Annotated in this window: 21 protein-coding genes and 1 riboswitch; of the genes, 11 read left to right on the top strand and 10 right to left on the bottom strand. The window is 60.8% G+C overall.

The window, feature by feature from the left end:
- Positions 1-22 precede the first annotated feature (22 nt).
- Genes hpxZ through hpxW form a run of 4 tightly spaced genes read right to left on the bottom strand, consistent with a single transcriptional unit; the run spans position 23 to position 3,582 of the window.
- Entirely contained in the window at positions 23-409 is a 387-nt protein-coding gene (gene hpxZ, locus BM007_RS04810; RefSeq protein ID WP_032649007.1) for an oxalurate catabolism protein HpxZ, read from the bottom strand.
- Complete coding sequence (locus BM007_RS04805; protein WP_090417421.1) at positions 406-1,803, bottom strand: AtzE family amidohydrolase; 1,398 nt, start codon at positions 1,801-1,803, stop codon at positions 406-408. The genes hpxZ and BM007_RS04805 overlap by 4 nt, the downstream gene beginning before the upstream one ends.
- A complete protein-coding gene (gene hpxX, locus BM007_RS04800; RefSeq protein ID WP_024909607.1) occupies positions 1,800-1,988 on the bottom strand; it encodes an oxalurate catabolism protein HpxX in 189 nt (62 codons plus the stop codon). The genes BM007_RS04805 and hpxX overlap by 4 nt, the downstream gene beginning before the upstream one ends.
- A 10-nt stretch (positions 1,989-1,998) precedes the next feature.
- On the bottom strand, positions 1,999-3,582 hold the full coding sequence (gene hpxW / locus BM007_RS04795) for an oxamate amidohydrolase (RefSeq protein WP_090417419.1): 1,584 nt from the start codon (positions 3,580-3,582) through the stop codon (positions 1,999-2,001).
- 142 nt (positions 3,583-3,724) lie between these two features.
- Between hpxW and hpxU the strand changes: the two genes are divergently transcribed.
- The 7 genes from hpxU (at position 3,725) to hpxK (ending at position 10,072) form a co-directional block, all read left to right on the top strand.
- On the top strand, positions 3,725-4,564 hold the full coding sequence (gene hpxU / locus BM007_RS04790) for a MurR/RpiR family transcriptional regulator HpxU (RefSeq protein WP_023311063.1): 840 nt from the start codon (positions 3,725-3,727) through the stop codon (positions 4,562-4,564).
- Between the two features lie 191 nt (positions 4,565-4,755).
- On the top strand, positions 4,756-5,538 hold the full coding sequence (locus BM007_RS04785; protein WP_090417417.1) for a transporter substrate-binding domain-containing protein: 783 nt from the start codon (positions 4,756-4,758) through the stop codon (positions 5,536-5,538).
- Positions 5,539-5,542: 4 nt separating this feature from the next.
- Positions 5,543-6,208: an amino acid ABC transporter permease gene (locus BM007_RS04780; RefSeq protein ID WP_090418222.1), complete on the top strand. Its 666-nt coding sequence runs from the start codon at positions 5,543-5,545 to the stop codon at positions 6,206-6,208.
- Positions 6,208-6,864 carry an amino acid ABC transporter permease gene (locus BM007_RS04775; protein WP_072034229.1) on the top strand — a complete coding sequence of 219 codons (657 nt, stop codon included), beginning with the start codon at positions 6,208-6,210 and terminating at the stop codon, positions 6,862-6,864. The genes BM007_RS04780 and BM007_RS04775 overlap by 1 nt, the downstream gene beginning before the upstream one ends.
- Positions 6,845-7,582 carry an amino acid ABC transporter ATP-binding protein gene (locus tag BM007_RS04770; RefSeq protein ID WP_023327069.1) on the top strand — a complete coding sequence of 246 codons (738 nt, stop codon included), beginning with the start codon at positions 6,845-6,847 and terminating at the stop codon, positions 7,580-7,582. The genes BM007_RS04775 and BM007_RS04770 overlap by 20 nt, the downstream gene beginning before the upstream one ends.
- Before the next feature lie 13 nt (positions 7,583-7,595).
- Positions 7,596-8,837, top strand: a complete 1,242-nt coding sequence (locus BM007_RS04765; protein WP_061715577.1) for a pyridoxal-phosphate-dependent aminotransferase family protein — start codon at positions 7,596-7,598, stop codon at positions 8,835-8,837.
- Positions 8,834-10,072 (top strand): allantoate amidohydrolase, encoded by a 1,239-nt coding sequence (hpxK, locus tag BM007_RS04760; protein ID WP_090417415.1) that lies wholly within the window; start codon positions 8,834-8,836, stop codon positions 10,070-10,072. Before BM007_RS04765 ends, hpxK begins: the two co-directional genes overlap by 4 nt.
- 45 nt (positions 10,073-10,117) lie before the next feature.
- On the opposite strand, the gene BM007_RS04755 is transcribed toward hpxK, so the two are convergent.
- Positions 10,118-11,119 (bottom strand): magnesium transporter, encoded by a 1,002-nt coding sequence (locus BM007_RS04755; protein ID WP_032648991.1) that lies wholly within the window; start codon positions 11,117-11,119, stop codon positions 10,118-10,120.
- A 60-nt stretch (positions 11,120-11,179) separates the two neighbouring features.
- Positions 11,180-11,349: riboswitch (M-box (ykoK) riboswitch) on the bottom strand.
- A 160-nt stretch (positions 11,350-11,509) separates the two neighbouring features.
- Here BM007_RS04755 and BM007_RS04750 point away from each other — a divergent pair.
- Positions 11,510-12,013, top strand: a complete 504-nt coding sequence (locus BM007_RS04750) for a DedA family protein (protein ID WP_090417413.1) — start codon at positions 11,510-11,512, stop codon at positions 12,011-12,013.
- 1 nt (position 12,014) lies between these two features.
- On the opposite strand, the gene BM007_RS04745 is transcribed toward BM007_RS04750, so the two are convergent.
- On the bottom strand, positions 12,015-12,764 hold the full coding sequence (locus BM007_RS04745; protein WP_024909624.1) for an SDR family oxidoreductase: 750 nt from the start codon (positions 12,762-12,764) through the stop codon (positions 12,015-12,017).
- A gap of 100 nt (positions 12,765-12,864) precedes the next feature.
- Here BM007_RS04745 and BM007_RS04740 point away from each other — a divergent pair, with 100 nt between their 5' ends.
- On the top strand, positions 12,865-13,224 hold the full coding sequence (locus BM007_RS04740; protein ID WP_090417412.1) for a winged helix-turn-helix transcriptional regulator: 360 nt from the start codon (positions 12,865-12,867) through the stop codon (positions 13,222-13,224).
- Between the two features lies 1 nt (position 13,225).
- Here the strand turns inward: BM007_RS04740 and BM007_RS04735 are convergent, their stop codons facing one another.
- Both BM007_RS04735 and BM007_RS04730 read right to left on the bottom strand, forming a co-directional pair.
- Positions 13,226-14,020 (bottom strand): SDR family NAD(P)-dependent oxidoreductase, encoded by a 795-nt coding sequence (locus tag BM007_RS04735; RefSeq protein ID WP_090417410.1) that lies wholly within the window; start codon positions 14,018-14,020, stop codon positions 13,226-13,228.
- Positions 14,021-14,145: 125 nt separating this feature from the next.
- Positions 14,146-14,589, bottom strand: a complete 444-nt coding sequence (locus tag BM007_RS04730) for a winged helix-turn-helix transcriptional regulator (RefSeq protein ID WP_090417408.1) — start codon at positions 14,587-14,589, stop codon at positions 14,146-14,148.
- A 152-nt stretch (positions 14,590-14,741) separates the two neighbouring features.
- Between BM007_RS04730 and agp the strand changes: the two genes are divergently transcribed.
- Positions 14,742-15,983, top strand: coding sequence for a bifunctional glucose-1-phosphatase/inositol phosphatase (gene agp, locus BM007_RS04725; protein ID WP_090417407.1), 1,242 nt, complete (start codon positions 14,742-14,744; stop codon positions 15,981-15,983).
- A 35-nt stretch (positions 15,984-16,018) separates the two neighbouring features.
- Here the strand turns inward: agp and BM007_RS04720 are convergent, their stop codons facing one another.
- Together BM007_RS04720 and wrbA are read right to left on the bottom strand one after the other, a co-directional pair.
- Positions 16,019-16,246, bottom strand: coding sequence for a YccJ family protein (locus tag BM007_RS04720; protein ID WP_008499832.1), 228 nt, complete (start codon positions 16,244-16,246; stop codon positions 16,019-16,021).
- A gap of 20 nt (positions 16,247-16,266) precedes the next feature.
- Positions 16,267-16,863: an NAD(P)H:quinone oxidoreductase gene (gene wrbA, locus BM007_RS04715; RefSeq protein ID WP_024909629.1), complete on the bottom strand. Its 597-nt coding sequence runs from the start codon at positions 16,861-16,863 to the stop codon at positions 16,267-16,269.
- 391 nt (positions 16,864-17,254) lie between these two features.
- Here wrbA and BM007_RS04710 point away from each other — a divergent pair, with 391 nt between their 5' ends.
- On the top strand, positions 17,255-17,428 hold the full coding sequence (locus BM007_RS04710; RefSeq protein WP_024909630.1) for a con-10 family general stress protein: 174 nt from the start codon (positions 17,255-17,257) through the stop codon (positions 17,426-17,428).
- Positions 17,429-17,468 lie beyond the last annotated feature (40 nt).

Below are 17,468 nucleotides of genomic sequence, written 5' to 3'. Positions count from 1 at the left end.
TGGCGGCTGCGACTTACCCGGCCTACGACATCAAACTCACCTGCGCCGCCACGATCCGCCATCCGTAGGCAAACCGTACCCACGTCTGCTGCTGGCGGCCAATACGTTCTGTGCTCTCGCGGGTAAACTCGGTGCTGCACACGGCATAATCCTCCCCGAAGGTGGTGATGACGGTGTGGCGCAGCGTCCGCTGCAGCCCGGCGGCGGGGCGCGCCGCGCGAAAGGCGCGGATTTCATCAATCCCGTACAGGTTTTCACCCGCCCCCAGCCGAACCGTGTTTTTGTCGTGCCAGAACAGCTCGTCCAGCACCGCAACGTTGTTGCTCACCAGCGCGTCCTCATAGCGGTAAAACGCGGCCGTCACCTCGGCAACCACCCACGGGAGGTTAATGTCATCGTGATTCATCATGCTGCTATCTCCGCCGGACGGGCATCGGTGATGCCGCTCTCCTCCAGAACCCGCGCGACGCGCAGGCAGGCCTGCTCGTTAAACGGCGCGGCAATCAGTTGCAGGCCGATAGGTGCACCCTGCGCGGTACGCAGCGGAACGGTGGTCACGGGCAGGCCCAAAAACGAAATTGGCTGAGTCAGCATCCCCATGCTGGCGCGAATGGGAAGCGGCTGACCGTTAATTTCCATGGTCTGCTCGCCCGCCAGCGTGGCGCTGCGCGGGGTGGCCGGGGCGATCAGCACGTCGGCCTGCGCGAACAGGGTTTTAAACGCCTGCCGGGCGTGTGCGCGGAACCGCTGGGCCTGAATGTACCAGGCGGAGGGGATCATCGCCCCGGCCAGCAGGCGTTCGCGGGAGTGCGGCTCAAAGCGCTCGGGCTCGCGGCGAAGCGCGGGCAGGTACTGGTTTCCCCCTTCCGAGGCGCTGATGATAAACGCCGCAGAGCGCGCCAGCTCGGCGTCCGGGAACTGCAGCTCATCCTGCACATCGAGCGCCTTCGCCACCCGCGCCACGGCGTCTCTGGCGTCCGTGTCGCACCAGGTGGTGAAGTAGCCGCCGAGCACCGCGCAGCGCAGGCCGTCAAGCCCGCGATCGAGCAGGGGGCGCGTCTGCTCGCGGGAGCTCTCTGCCTGAAAACCGTCGCTGGTGTCCCGCCCCTGCAGGGCGTCGTACACGGACGCCAGGTCGCACACGCGGCGGGCAAAGGGGCCGATATGATCCAGGCTTGCGACAAACGGATGGCTGCCGGATCGCGACAGGCGGCCAAAGGTGGGCTTCAGGCCATAGATGCCGCACAGGGAGGCCGGAACGCGAATTGAGCCGTTGGTGTCGGTGCCGAGCGAGAAGTGCACCAGCCCGGCGGCCACGGCGGCGGCTGAGCCGCCGGACGAACCGCCTGCAATGCGCGCCAGGTCGTGCGGGTTACGCGTCGTGCCGTAGTGGCTGTTTTCGGTGGTAAAGCCGTAGGCGTAGGCGTCCATATTCACCATCCCGGTCAGCAGCCCGCCCGCGCTGCGCAGCTGGCGCACCGCGAAGCTGTCAGCGGCGGCGGCAGGACGCTGGCTGAACAGCTCGGCCCCGGCGAGGGTGGTATGGCCGGCAACGTCGAACAGGTTTTTCACCGCATAAGGCACGCCCGCCAGCGGCGGCAGGGGACGCTTTTCCCGTCGCAGGGTATCTATATTGTTGGCTTCGGCGAGCATGCGTGCTTCCGTCACGGCGGTCCAGGCATTGATCTGTGGGTTCACGCGCGCAATCGCCTCCAGCGTCTGGCGGGCAATCTCACGAGCGCTCAGCTCTCCCGCGTTCAGCGCATGCTGGATCGCGCCGATACTCATCTCGTGTAGCCTCATGCTTTATACACTCCTGCGATCTCCAGACGGTCGTCGAGCGGCAGCGCCATCAGCGGAGCGGCCATGCTGGCAATGCGGCTGAACTGCAGCTGCAGCTCGGCGCGGCGGGCGTCGTCCAGCTCAACGCCGAGCACGGTTTCCATTTGCGCCAGATAGGCCTGCCAGTCGGGTTGGTGTGTCGTCATTTTTTTCTCCTCAGAATCCGGCTGTCGCGCCGTTGCTGCGCGGGTCAAATGCCCCTTCGAACAGCCCGTTGGGGTGGCGAACAATGGCGCCCGCGTGGCCCATGGCTTCACTAAAGTCAGGAAAAAGCTCCACCTCGTGACCGAGGGCCTGCAGGCGCGCGACCGTCTCGGGTGAAAAACGCCCTTCAAGCTTTAAGGTATCCGAGGTTTGTCCCCAGGTACGTCCCAGCAGCCAGCGCGGGCGGGTGATGCTCTCCTGCAGGGGGACGCCCTGAACAACGTAGCGGGTAAAGAGCGCGGCCTGGGTTTGCGGCTGCCCGTCGCCGCCCATCGATCCGTAGACCATCACGCGACCGTCCTTCAGACGCGCCGCCGCCGGGTTCAGGGTGTGGAACGGCTGTTTGCCCGGCGCGAGGGCCAGAAGATGAGCCGGATCGAGGCTGAACGATGCGCCCCGGTTCTGCCAGACGATGCCTGTATCGGGCAGCACCACGCCGCTGCCGAACTCGTGATAGATACTCTGGATAAACGACACGGCGAGCCCGCTTTTATCCATTACCCCCATCCACACCGTATCGCCGGGGCCTTTGCCGGCTCCCCACGGCGCGGCGCGGCCGTCGTCAACCCTGTCGGCAAGCGCCTGCAGAGCGGCGGGATCCAGCAGACCCTGAATATCGGTTTTCAGCGCGCGCGGGTCGGTGATGTGGGCATCCCGCAGGCCAAAGGCCAGCTTGGTGGCTTCAACAATGCGGTGAAGGGTTTCGGCGTCGTCGGCTTCCGCCATGTTCAGGCGGTCGGTAATGCCGAGTATCGCCAGCGAGACCAGTCCCTGCGTCGGCGGGGCGTGGTTAAAGATCTCCCCCTGCTGATGCTGCAGCTTCAGCGGCGCGGTGCGTCGGGCGGCGTGAGCGTTGAGATCGGCCAGCGTCACGGGGAGATCCAGCGTCTCCATGCCGCGCGCCAGGACTTCCGCCAGCGGGCCGCGATAAAAGCTGTCCAGGCCGTCCTCCACCAGGCGCGTGAGGGTCGTGGCCATGGCGGGCTGATAAAAACGGCTCCCGACCTGCGGCGGCTTGCCGTCCACCAGCCAGGTTTCCGCGAAGCCGGGAACGTCCTTCAGCTCGTTGAATTTACTGGCCGTGGCGTGGGCCTGAGAGGCTGTGACCGGCGTGCCGTTCTGCGCATAGTCAATGGCGTCGGCCAGCAGGCGAGCCAGCGGCAGCGCCCTGTCGGTCATCTCGCGCGAGACCTTCAGCGCCTCGTCCCATCCGCTCACCGTGCCAGCGACGGTTAGCGCCGCACGGGGGCCGCGATGGGGGGTCTGCGTGAGCCCGTCGTAGGCAGCCAGCGTCGCGCGCGATCCCGCCGCGCCGCTGGCATCAATGGCGACAGGTTCGCCTTCCGGGGGCACGATAAGCCAGAAGCCATCGCCGCCCAGCCCGTTCATATGTGGATAAACCACGGCAATGGTGGCCGCCGCCGCGACCATCGCTTCAATGGCGCTGCCGCCTTCGCGCAGCACGGCCAGCGCGCTCTGGCTGGCGAGGTGGTGGGGCGCAACCGCCATACCGTGTGTGGAGACATTACTTTGCATGAGGAGTCCTCGTAACCCTGAAGGTCACAAGGTGCTGCAAAAGCTGTTCCAGTTCTGAAAGAAAAGTTTCAGTAAACTGGCACGTATAATGAAAGGTAGAATGAAAGGCAAAATGTGATGAAACAAAAGTTACAGAGGCGCTATGGAACAACTGGATGAACGTCTGAAAGCACAGTACCCGTCGCTGTCGCCGCAGGAGCAGCGGGTGGCGGACTTTATTTTCGACCATTTTGACGATCTCATTAGCTACAACAGCGCCGAGCTGGCGCAGCTGAGCGGGGTGTCGAAAGCCACGGTCAGCCGTCTGTTTAAGCGTCTGGGCTATGAGAAATATAAAGACATGCGCGACGAGCTGCGCACCCTGCGCCAGAGCGGGATGCCGCTCACCGATAACCGCGATGCGGTGCAGGGCAATACGCTGCTGGCGCGTCACTATAAGCAGGAGATGGCGAACCTGACCCAGTGGGTCAATGCCCTCGACGCGCAGCAGTTTGCCGACGCCATGGCCTGCATGGTTAAGGCGCGGCGCATCGTCATTATCGGCATGCGTAACGCCTATCCGGCGGCGCTGCACCTGCGCCAGCAGCTGCTGCAGGCGCGCGGTCAGGTGCTGGTCCTGCCGCAGCCGGGGCAGAGCCTGGGCGAGGAGCTGGTGGATTTAACGCCGGACGATCTGGTGGTCATGATGGCCTTCCGCCGCCGCCCGCGCATTATCCGCCCGCTGATGCAGCAGCTTCAGAGCAGCGGTATTCCGGTGCTGCTGATGTGCGAGCCGCAGGCGCACAGCCTGTTCCCGCTGGCGAGCTGGCAGCTCTGCGCCCCGCTGGACAGCGTCTCGGCCTATGACAGCTATTCCTCGGTCAACAGCCTGATCAACCTGCTGGCGAACGCCTTCCTGCATGAAATTCTCGATAAAGGCCGTCCGCGCATTCACGAAATTGCCTCCCTCTACCAGCAGCTGGACGAACTCGAACAACGATAATGGGGCATCAGGCTGGTGCTTTGCATTGAAATGGTGCAGCTGACGGGGCGGAGAAACGCACGTTTTTTCGACCCGCCCGCGTTTTATCAGGCTTTACAACAATATTTCCCGCTTCGTCTTATCTGGCACATTAGTTGCAAAATCACATTCTAAGAATCTTTTGTTTCATGTTAACGTTACGGGGAAGCACCATGAAAAAATTGTTGATTGCACTGGCCGGGGCCGCATGCCTCTTCACACAGCTGCCGGCAAAGGCTGACCAGCTTCAGGATATCGAGAAGCGCGGCACCATTCGCATTGCCGTGCCGCAGGACTTCCCGCCGTTTGGCTCGGTGGGGACCGATCTGCAGCCGCAGGGCTACGACATTGACATGGCGCGCTACCTGGCTAAACAGATGAAGCTCAAGCTGCAGCTGGTACCGGTAACCAGCGCCAACCGCGTGCCGTACCTGCAAACCGACAAGGTGGACCTGGTCATTTCCAGCCTCGGTAAAAACCCGGAGCGCGAGAAGGTGATCGACTTCAGCCGCGCCTACGCCCCGTTCTTCCTCGGCGTGTTTGGTCCGAAAGGGGCTGAACTGAAGGATGCCGCCGCGCTCAGCGGAAAAACCATCGGCGTGACGCGCGGGGCGGTGGAGGACATGGTGCTGACCGGCCTGGCGCCGAAAGACGCGGAGGTGAAGCGCTACGAAGACAACAACACCACGCTCTCCGCTTACCTCTCCGGTCAGGTGCAGTACGTGGCAACCGGCAACCTTGTGGTGGCGGCCATTTCGCGCCAGAACGCGGCGAAAGCCCCGGTGCCGAGCTTTATGCTGAAAGATTCGCCGTGCTTTATTGGCCTGAAGAAGAACGAACCGGCCCTGAAGACAAAAGTGGATGCGCTGATTGAGCAGGGCATCAAGGACGGTACGCTGAACGGCCTGTCCGAGCAATGGCTTAAGGCCCCGCTGCCGGCAAACCTTGGCGCCTGAGCCGATGACTGAGCAACTTGATTTTTCAGCCCTCTGGCCGCACTGGCCGGAGCTGCTGGCCGGGCTGTGGGTCACCGTTCAGCTGACGGTGATGGCAACCGTCGGCGGGCTGGCAACGGGGATTGTCGGGGCGGCGATCCGCAGCGGACGCACGACCTGGCTCAGCCGCATCTGGGGCGCGTACGTGGAAATTATCCGCAACACGCCGTTTGTGGTCCAGCTGTTTTTCATCGTCTTCGGCCTGCCGAATCTGGGGCTGAAGATGACGGCGGGGGAAGCGGCGCTGCTGGCCATGGTGGTGAACCTGGGCGCCTACAGCACCGAGATTATCCGCGCGGGCATTCAGGTCACGCCGAAAGGGCAGTGGGAGGCCGGACGCGTGCTGGGGCTGACCCGCCTGCAGACCTTTATTCGCGTGGTGCTGCCGCCCGCACTGCAGCGCATTTACCCGGCGCTGGTGAGCCAGTGCATCATCGTGATGCTCGGCTCGTCGGTGGTATCGCAGGTCTCCTATGAAGAGCTGACCTTCGCCGCCAACCTGATCCAGTCCAGAACGTTTTTAAGCTTTGAGGTTTATCTGGTGACCACCGGGATTTACTTAGCGCTGTCGATTACCCTGCGCCAGCTGATGATGGCGGCGGGACGCAAATGGCTGGGGGTGCAGGCATGATGACCACCTTTACCGACTGGGACATTATTCGCAACCTGCTGCTGGCCGGGCGCTGGACGGTACTGCTGTCGCTGGTGGCCTTCGTCGGCGGCGCGGCGGTGACGCTGCCTCTGCTGCTGCTGCGCCTGACGGGCGGGCGCACGGTGAAGCGCATCATCCGCGGCTATATCGAGCTGTTTCAGGGCACGCCGCTGCTGATGCAGCTGTTCCTGGCCTTCTTTGGCGTGGCGCTGTTCGGCATCGACGTCTCGCCGTGGACCGCCGCCTCGCTGGCGCTGACGTTCTACACCAGCGCGTTTCTGCTCGATATCTGGAACGGCAGCATTCGCGCCCTGCCGAAAGGGCAGTGGGAAGCGTCGCGCTGCCTGGGGCTGACCTTCGGCCAGACCCTGTTTCGCGTGGTCGCCCCGCAGGCGCTGCGCATCGGCATTGCGCCGACGGTCGGCTTTGCCGTGCAGGTGATCAAGGGCACCGCGCTGGCGTCGATTATCGGCTTTATCGAGCTGACCAAGGCCGGGACCATGCTGACCAACGTGACCTATCAGCCGTTTAAGGTCTTTGCGCTGGTGGCGCTCGGCTACTTTATTCTGTGTTATCCGCTGTCGCGCTACAGCCGCTATCTGGAGACGAAATTCAATGCCTCTCATCACCATTAATCAGGTGCAGAAGTACTACGGCGATAACCACGTGCTCAAGGGCGTCGATCTGGATATCGACATGGGCCAGGTGATTTCCATTATCGGGCGCAGCGGATCGGGCAAAAGCACGCTGCTGCGCTGCATCAACGGACTGGAAGGCTATCAGGACGGCAGCATCAAGCTGGGCGGCATGACCATTACCGACCGGGATTCCCAGGCGCGTGAAATCAGCCGCTCGGTCGGGATGGTGTTCCAGAGCTTCAACCTGTTCCCGCACATGACGGCGCTGGAGAACGTGATGCTCGCCCCGCGTCGGGTGCTGAAGAAAAGCGCCGCCGAATGCCGGGCGCTGGCGCAGCAGATGCTGGAGAAGGTTGGCCTCGGCGATCGTCTGGATTACTACCCGTCGAGCCTCTCCGGCGGCCAGCAGCAGCGCGTGGCGATTGCCCGCGCGCTGGCGATGTCGCCTAAAGTATTACTCTGCGACGAGATCACTTCCGCCCTTGACCCGGAGCTGGTAGGCGAAGTGCTCAAAGTGCTGGAGCAGCTGGCGGCCGAGGGGATGACGCTCATACTGGTTACCCATGAAATGAATTTTGCCCGCGAAGTGGGCGACCGCGTGGTGTTTATGCACCAGGGGAAAGTCTGGGAGCAGGGCGACAGCAAAACGCTGTTCGCCAACCCGCAGACCACGGAACTGAAGCAGTTCATCTCCTCCGTGCGCGGCCTCAACTGATAAGGACTGAACAATGGATATCGCACGCTTTCCGCAAATCAATCCGCCCCAGCGCCTGCTGATGGGGCCGGGCCCGATCAACGCCGACCCGCGCGTGCTGCGCGCCATGTCGAGCCAGCTGATCGGCCAGTACGATCCGGCCATGACCCACTACATGAACGAGGTGATGGCGCTCTACCGCGGGGTGTTCCGCACCGAAAACCGCTGGACGATGCTGGTGGACGGCACTTCCCGCGCGGGAATTGAAGCCATTCTGGTCTCCGCCATTCGCCCGGGAGATAAGGTGCTGGTGCCGGTCTTTGGCCGCTTTGGCCACTTGCTGTGCGAAATTGCCCGCCGCTGCCGCGCGGAGGTGCATACCATCGAGGTGCCGTGGGGCGAGGTGTTTACCCCAGACCAGGTCGAGGATGCGGTTAAGCGTATTCGTCCGCACCTGCTGCTGACCGTGCAGGGCGACACCTCCACCACCATGCTGCAACCGCTCGCGGAGCTGGGCGCGATCTGCCGCCGCTACGACGTGCTGTTTTATACCGACGCCACCGCGTCGCTCGGCGGTAACGCGCTGGAGACCGACGCCTGGGGGCTGGACGCCGTCTCGGCCGGGATGCAGAAGTGCCTCGGCGGCCCGTCGGGCACGTCGCCGATCACGCTTAGCGCGCGGATGGAAGAGGCGATCCGCCGCCGCAAGTGCGTGGAAGAGGGCATTCGCACCGACGCCCACCGCGACGGCGACGAGGAGATGATCTACTCCAACTATTTCGATCTCGGCATGGTGATGGACTACTGGGGGCCGGAACGCCTGAACCACCACACCGAAGCCACTACCGCGCTGTTTGGCGCCCGCGAATGCGCGCGGCTGATCCTGCAGGAAGGGCTGGATAACGGCATCGCCCGCCACAGGCTGCACGGCGATGCGCTGCTGAAGGGCATTCAGGCGATGGGGCTGGAGACCTTCGGCGACCTGAAGCACAAGATGAACAACGTGCTGGGCGTGGTCATTCCGCAGGGGATCAACGGCGACCAGGTGCGTAAGCTGATGCTGGAGGATTTTGGGATTGAAATCGGCACCTCGTTTGGCCCGCTGCACGGTAAAGTGTGGCGCATTGGCACCATGGGCTATAACGCGCGCAAGGACTGCGTGATGACCACCCTGAGCGCGCTGGAGTCGGTGCTGAACTACCTCAAATTCACCACCACGCAGGGGGCCGCCATGCAGGCCGCGTGGGACCACTATAGCCGCGAGACGCCGCAATGAGCCCGGTGGCAGAGCGGGTGATGGCGCGGGCCGACGCGCTGGCCGCCATCAGCGAAACCCCGGATGCGCTGACACGGGTCTATCTCTCCACGCAGCATCTGCAGGCCAACCAGCTGGTCGGGGAGTGGATGCGCCAGGCGGGCATGACCGTCTGGCAGGACAGCGTGGGCAATATCTGCGGTCGCTATGAGGGCGCGCAGGAAGGGGCGCAGGCGGTGCTGCTCGGCTCTCATCTGGATACCGTGCGCAACGCCGGGCGCTACGACGGCATGCTCGGGGTGCTCACCGCCATCGAAGTGGTGGACAGCCTGCACCAGCAGGGTCTGCATCTGGCGCAGGCCATAGAAATTGTCGGCTTTGGCGACGAAGAGGGAACCCGTTTTGGGATCACCCTGTTAGGCAGCCGGGGTATTACGGGCTCCTGGCCGCAGGGCTGGCTGGAGACGTGCGATGCTCAGGGCATCAGCGTGGCGCAGGCGATGGTGCAGGCGGGGCTCGATCCTGCCCGCGTGGCGCTCGCGGCACGTCATCAGGACGATTTCAGCGCCTGTCTGGAACTGCACATCGAACAGGGGCCGTGTCTGGAGCAGGAAGGGCTGGCGCTGGGCGTGGTGGAAGCCATTAACGGCGCGCGCCGCCTCAGCTGCCGCTTCACCGGCGAGGCCGGACACGCGGGTACCGTGCCGATGAGTCACCGTAAGGATGCCCTGGCCGCCGCCGCCGAATGGATGGTGGTGATCGAAAACATCACCCGACAGCAGGGCGGCAACCGGGTGGCGACGGTCGGTGAGCTGCGCTGCCTGCCCGGCGCGGTCAACGTGATCCCGGGCGAGGTTGCGCTCTCGCTGGATATTCGCGGCCCGCAGGATGCCCCGCTTGACGCGCTGCTCGCTGAACTGCTGGCGCAGGCGCAGGCGATTGCCGCGCGTCGCGGGTTGAGCTTCAGCGCCGAGGAGTTTTACCGTATCGCCGCCACGCCGTGCGATGCGCGTTTGCAGGATCTGCTGGGGCAGGCCGTTGAAACGGTGCAGGGGCGCTCGTTATCCCTGCCCAGCGGCGCCGGGCATGACACCATAGCGCTGGCCGAACGCTGGCCGGTGGGGATGCTGTTTGTGCGCTGTAAGGGCGGGGTCAGCCACCATCCGGCCGAATCGGTGATGGCTGAGGATGTCGCCCTGGCGATTGAGGCGTTTGGGCGGGCGGTGAGAACGCTGGCTGACGGTGTTGCGCGTTAATTTGTAGGCCGGGTAAGCGGTAGCGCCACCCGGCAGGGAACAGCGTTACTCCAGCCCCAGCGTATATTGCGCGATCTTAAAGTAGATAATCAGCCCGGTGCCGTCGATCAGCGTCGCGATAAACGGGGCGGAGACGACCGCCGGGTCAATGCCGCAGCGCTTAAGCACCATCGGAATGACGGACGACACAATCGCGCTCCAGAGCGTAATGCACACCAGCGTCAGGCTGACGATAAGCGTGATTTCCAGCCCAATCCCCATCATCCAGGCGCGGATGCATCCGGCCAGACCCAGCGTGGCGGCAATCATCAGCGAGGTGGTCATCTCTTTACGCAGCACGCGGCCAACGTCGCGCAGACGCACTTCCCCCAGCGCCATGGCGCGCACCAGGGTGGAGGTGATCTGCGTTCCGCTGTTGCCGCCCGTGCCGATCAGCAGCGGAATGAAGAACGCCAGCGCGATGGCGGACTCCAGCGCCTCTTCAAAATGCTGGATCACCGAGCTGGTGTAGGCCTCCGCGACAAACAGCAGCAGCAGCCAGACGGAGCGTTTTTTCCACAGGCTATACGGGCTGGTGTCCAGATAGGGCTTCTCCAGCGGCAGCGTCGCCCCCTGAAGCTGAGCATCCTCGGTGACGTCATCTTCCAGCAGATGGGCGATTTCGCGCTCGGTCAGACAGCCGACGAGCTTGCCGTGGGTGACCACGGGCACCACGTCCGCGCCGCCGTGCGCCAGCAGCCCGGCAACGTCGGCACGTTCATCCTCCGGTTTGACCTGCAAAAACTGCGAAATCATCAGCGATTTCACCGGCTGTACCGTATCGGCGGTCTGCAGCAATTTACGCACGGCAATCATGCCCGCCAGGCGGCCATTGTCTTCAATAAAAATATGAGACGGAATATCGTCGTCTTTTAATTTTTCGAAGAATTGCTCGCGCGCCAGCGCCACGCATAATGAAATATCGAGGACAATAAAATCGGTATTCATATATTGCGCGATCGCGCTGTCATTGAATGCCAGGTTTTGGTTGTGAATAGCGTAAGACATAGTGAATTCCCTTTGAATAATAAAATCTCTCAGGGGCGAGCAAGACAGGGCATGTCGAAGAGGAGATCCCCACGTCCTGGGTTCAGCACTGTACACCGTATCCCGTGAGGGAAGTTATACTGACAAAGCCTTGATTCGACAGTGCCTGTTTTACCCTGTGTCGATTCTCTCGAACCTACCAGAGCGATAACGTGTATTTGTACAGGAGCCTCGCCATAACGAGATCGTTGTAAAACGAGGGAAATAATACGCTTATTTGATATTGCCGCTCGGGAAATTAAATAATGTTTAAGAACGGTTTAGGAGAATCTTATTTAATAAAGCGTTGATGGTTTATTTAAGGTCATTCATTTCTAATGGAGGATTATATAATCAACGGAGGAGAAGCAAATGGCGTGGTTTGATAATCTGCTGAATCATTTTGCGCTGTATCCGGCACATCTGTTCGCGCTGTTATTTATGATGGCGCTGAGCAAGTCGACGGTGCTGATCTCCTCCGTGCTGCCGCCCGCCTCGGTGATGCTGCTGGCGGGCATGACCGTCAGCCAGGCGAGCATGCATCCTGCGCTGGCGTGGCTGGCCGTGGTGTTGGGGGCAACGGCGGGCTCGGTGCTGAACTACCATATCGGCCAGCTGATGGGGCACACCCGGCTGGTCACGCGTTTTACCTCAAAGCATGCCGACAAGTTCTTGCGGGTACAGCATCAGCTGCAAAAGAACAGTGTCATCGTGCTCTTTACGTCGCGATTTCTGGCGGTGTTGCGTTACATCGTCCCGCTGGCGGCGGGGATGCTCAGGCTGAATGCAGCAAAGGTCTACGCCGTCAGCCTGATTTCCGCCTGCGTATGGGCGGCGCTGTATGTCGGCATCGTCACCGGCATCAGCGCCTTTTGAGTTACAAACTCCCCATGCCGCCGTCCACCAGCAGCTCCGTTCCTACCGTGTAGCTCGACTCGTCGGACGCCAGATAGAGCGCGGCTTTTGCCAGCTCCGTCGTCGAGCCCATTCTGCCGAGCGGCACCAGCTTGATGATCTCCGCCATCATCGCGTTAAGCGCTTCTTCGCTTAAGCCCGTTTTGGTAAAGGCCGGGGTTTCCACCGGACCGGGGCTCAGACCGTTAACGCGGATCCCGCGCGGCAGCAGCTCCGCCGACAGCGTGCGCGCCAGCGACAGCAGGGCGGCCTTGCTCGCGGCATACACGCTGCTGGTGGGCAGGCCGATGCGCGCGCTCACGGAGCCGCAGAGGATCACCGACGACGGGTTATTCAGCAGCGGCAGCAGCGCCTGAATTAAAAAGAACGGTCCCTTCAGGTTGATGTTCATCAGGCGATCCCACGCATCCTCCTGCCAGGCTTCCAGCGGCGCGTGCGTTACGTCGCCGGCGTTGAGAAACACCGCGTCGAGGCGCGGCCAGCGGGCGGCGAGGGTTTCCGCCAGCGCTTTCTGCGACGCGATATCGCCCGCATCGGTTGGGATCACCCAGGCCTTATCGCCCAGAATGCGCTCTGCTTCGGCGAGGGTGTCCGGGTTGCGTCCGGTCACGGCGACGCGCGCCCCTTCGGCGATAAACGCCTGCGCGGTGGCAAGACCGATGCCGCTGGTGCCGCCGGTAATCAACGTATACTTATCGGTTAAACGACCCATGTTCTTCTCCTGAAATGTCTCTGGAGAAAGCACTATAGAAACGTTAGTATCGAAAGGAAACCAGGTACCAAATGGATACTAACTAGGCAAGAGGTATGCTATGGCAGAAATGCTGGAGGTGTGCTGTGAAAAAAAATCTGAGGCGTATACCTGCCCGATGACGCAGTTTGTGAACCTGATTTCCGGCAAATGGGCGATCCCCATTCTCTATCGCCTGATTGTCTTTAATACGCCCGTACGCTTTGGCGACCTGCTGCGGGCGGCTGCACCCATCACCCAGAAAGAGCTGACGAAGCAGCTGCGCCTGTTTGAACAGCGCGGGCTGGTGACGCGGACGGTCTACCCGGAGATCCCGCCGCGCGTGGAGTATCAGATCACCGGGCTGGGGTTAACCCTGCAGGACGCACTCTCGCCGCTGGCCGCCTGGATGAGCGAGTACGGCGACCAGCTTCAGCGTTAGGCTACTGTTTTACGTAGCGCGGTGCCGGGATGCCGGTGCGTGCGCTGCTAAACAGCTCAAGGCGCGCCGCTTCGTAGCGCTCCCACAGGCCTGCATCATGCATCGGCGGGATGGTGATCGGTTCGCCCTGATCCAGACCCGCCAGCGACGCATCCACCATATCGTCGGTGGTCATTACCGAACCTTCCGGCAGATCGTCCACCGTGACGCCTGAATGGCTCCAGATCTCCGTTGCGGTGGCGGCGGGCAGTACGGCCTGAATACGCACGCTGCTGTCGGCAAATTCTTCCTGTAACCCACGGGTAAAGCTCAGTACCCACGCCTTAGTGGCGCTGTAGAGCGCGCTTCCCGCCCGGACGTGCAGGGCCAGCACGGACGCGATATTGATCAGCGTGCCGCGGTTATTCTGCGCCAGGCGGGGCAGGATGGCGTAGGTCAAACGCATCAGCGCCGTGGTGTTCAGGGTATTAATGGCCTGATGCTGCGCTACCTCGCCCGCGAGGAACGGTGCCATCTGCGCGGTGCCCGCGTTGTTGATGAGCGTATCAATGGCGGTATTGCTGCGCAGCTCCTCTTCCACGGCGCGGATCCCGGCTTCATCGGTAAGATCGGCCACCAGTATATCGACGGCCACGCCATAGCGCGCGCGCAGGTCGGCGGCGAGGGTTTTCAGGCGATCTTCGCGGCGAGCGACCAGCACCAGGTTGGCACCGCGCGCGGCAAGACGATCGGCATAAACGGCGCCAATCCCGGAGGAGGCACCCGTGATCAGGGCGGTGGTGATTTGCGTAGTCATCGTGTGTTACCTCAAAGCAAAGTGGGTTATTTGGTTTCAAGATGAAACTGAATTAACTCTCTGCTATTTGGTTTTATAATGCAACCATGTTGGCGATCATTTTGTGCTTTTGCCGTCGGGAACGGTCAGGAGGGGAGTTTAGCCACTATCTCTTCAGGCGTCAGTTCGCGCCCATCGTCGGCGATAAGCGCCAGTTTGCGCAGGGGTTTGCGCTGTTCGGAATCGACCAGCACGGTGCCGCATTCGTTTTCAGTAAACAAAAATTCATTCCCCCACTGGGACAGGGCAACCAGCACGGTTTGCAGGGCGCGTCCCTTGTCGGTCAGGACATACTCCTGCCAGGCGCTGCCGTCGGAGGCGGGCTGAAGCCGGAGAATGCCTTCGTCTACCAGCAGCTTGAGCCGCGTGGTCAGCATGTTTTTCGCAATACCGAGGCTTTTCTGAAACTCGCCGAAGCGTTTAATCCCGCGGAGCGCGTCGCGAACAATCAGCAGCGACCACCAGTCGCCGATGATATCCAGCGAACGGGCGACGGGGCAGGTGCTCTCTTCGAGGCGGGTACGTTTCACAGCGAATTCTCCGGCAGGGTGTGGTTTTATTATAAAACTAATTGGCACACACCGTAAGCACGTTAATCATCAGTTTGAGAAATGCTTCCCGGAAAATTGTGACGAATCTGTCACACTGAGCGCGACATTTTAAAACGAGTGAGGAATTAGGGATGAGAAAAGCACTACTCGCGCTGGCAGTCGCCGGTTCCATTTCAGCAACGTTTGGCGTGCAGGCGCAAGAGACGCCGGAAGGGTATCAGCTGGAGCAAGTTTTAATCATGAGTCGCCATAACCTGCGCGCGCCGCTCGCCAACAACGGCAGCGTGCTGGAGCAGTCCACGCCGAAGCAGTGGCCGGAGTGGGAGGTGCCGGGCGGTCAGCTCACCACTAAAGGCGGCGTGCTGGAGGTCTATATGGGCCATTACATGCGCGAGTGGCTGGCGCAGCAGGGGATGGTGAAGACGGGAGAATGTCCAGCGGCGGATAGCGTTTACGCTTATGCCAACAGCCTGCAGCGTACCGTCGCGACCGCACAGTTCTTCATTACCGGCGCGTTCCCGGGCTGCGACGTTCCTGTGCACCATCAGGAAAAAATGGGCACCATGGATCCGACCTTCAATCCGGTGATTACCGACAACTCATCGGAATTCCGCGAAAAAGCGCTGAAGGCGATGGAGGCCGAGCGGCAGAAAATGCAGCTCGCAGACAGCTACAAGCTGCTGGAGCAGATGACAAACTACGCCGACTCGCCGTCGTGCAAAGAGAAAAAAGTCTGCTCGCTGGCGGATGCGAAAGATACCTTCAGCGCCGACTATGAAAAAGAGCCTGGCGTATCCGGGCCGCTGAAGGTGGGTAACTCGCTGGTGGATGCGTTCACGCTGCAATATTACGAAGGCTTCCCGGCCGACCAGGTCGCCTGGGGTGAAATCAAGACCGACCAGCAGTGGCGCGTGCTGTCGAAGCTGAAGAACGGCTATCAGGATTCGCTGTTTACCTCCACCGAGGTGGCACAAAACGTGGCGAAGCCGCTGGTGAAATATATCGATAGAACCCTGGTCACCGACCAGGCGAAAGCACCTAAGATCACCCTGCTGGTGGGGCATGACTCGAACATTGCTTCCCTGCTCACCGCCCTGGATTTCAAACCCTATCAGCTGCACGACCAGCAGGAGCGCACCCCGATTGGCGGCAAAATTGTCTTCCAGCGCTGGCACGACAAAAATGCCAACCAGGAGCTGATGAAAATTGAGTATGTCTACCAGAGCTCAGAGCAACTGCGTAACGCCAGCGTGCTTTCGCTGCAGTCTCCGGCACAGCGCGTGACGCTGGAGCTGAAGGGCTGCCCGGTAGATGCGAACGGCTTCTGTCCTGTCGACAAATTCAATGCGGTGATGAATAACGCGGCGAAGTAAAGGAGCACCCCCCGCGTGATAGCGGGGGGAAACGCTTAGACGTTTTTACGTTCGATGGTTTGCTCGCCCCAGAAGAGCGAGTCTTTGTCCGTTTTTTCGAAGGCGCGCACCAGCACCTCATCGTTACCTTCCTCCCAAATCTGCTCGGCCAGCTTTTCATCGTACTTCGCGACTTCAAAGATAGCTTCGGCAATCTCCGGAGAGGTGTTGCGTAAACTTGCCCATTCGCCCACGTGGTGAGCTTTGGATTCTTGAGTTGGCATGCTTGTCCTCCTGTTGGGTGTTAGCCGTTCAGTTTTTTGGCCAGACCCGCGACATATTCACCCTGATAGCGGGCGATAGACAGTTCTTCATTGCTTGGCTGACGTGAGCCATCCCCACCGGCAATGGTGGTTGCGCCGTACGGCGTACCGCCGCGCACCTGGGAAACGTCAAACAGCTCCTGTGCGCCGTAGCCAATCGGCACAATCACCATCCCGTGATGAGCAAGGGTAGTCCAGGTTGAGGTAATCGTCTGCTCCTGGCCGCCGCCGGTCCCGGTAGAGCTGAATACACTCGCGAGTTTGCCGTAAAGCGCCCCGGATGCCCAAAGTCCGCCGGTTTGATCGAGGAAGGTGCGCATCTGGCCCGACATATTACCGAAGCGGGTCGGGGTGCCGAAGATAATGGCATCATAATCCGCCAGCTCCTGCGGGGTGGCGACCGGGGCGTTTTGTGTTTTACCCCCGGCTTTCAGGAAGGCTTCCGCCTGCATGGTTTCCGGTACGCGTTTGACCACAACCTCAACGCCATCAACCCTGTTTGCACCTTCTGCTACCGCGTGAGCCATGGTTTCAATGTGTCCATACATGGAATAATAGAGCACCAGAACTTTTGCCATTTTGCATCACTCCTCGTTGGTTTTTCTGACAGCGGATCGCTGCGTTCTTTTAAAGATATGTCATCACAGCCAGACTGCAAAAATGAACGCCATTTATTTGATTTATAACAACATGCGTAGAAAAATGACTTTGTAGCAAAATGATACAACTTTCCCGGTGCGGATTTTTAAAATGATAAGAAAGGTTTATGCATTCCCGTCGCGTCATCTCACCCGAAAGGCTGAGTTCATGTTGCAGAATATTACCTGCGGCTTGCCGGATAGCGGCATTCCACTAAGCTTAGTTTCACGCGGCACAGATAAAGGCACTGTCCTTGTGTTGCGAGGTGAAAGAATCCTCTTTTACTGAATGCAATATGATGTCTAATGTTTCACATTCTGGAGGTTAGAAATGGCAAACCATCGTGGTGGTTCAGGTAATTTCGCAGAAGACCGTGAAAGAGCATCAGAAGCAGGCCGTAAAGGTGGCCAGCATAGCGGGGGCAACTTCAAGAATGACCCGCAACGCGCATCTGAAGCTGGCAAGAAAGGGGGTAAAAACAGCCACGGCAGCAGCAGTAAGTAACACGCCGGGTTGAACCCCTGCCGCCGGGATCTCCCGGCGG

Source organism: Enterobacter sp. NFIX59, from assembly GCF_900113755.1.
Lineage (GTDB): Bacteria > Pseudomonadota > Gammaproteobacteria > Enterobacterales > Enterobacteriaceae > Enterobacter > Enterobacter pseudoroggenkampii.
Note: the sequence above shows the minus strand (reverse complement) of the source record. Positions and strands in the feature narration are given on the sequence as shown.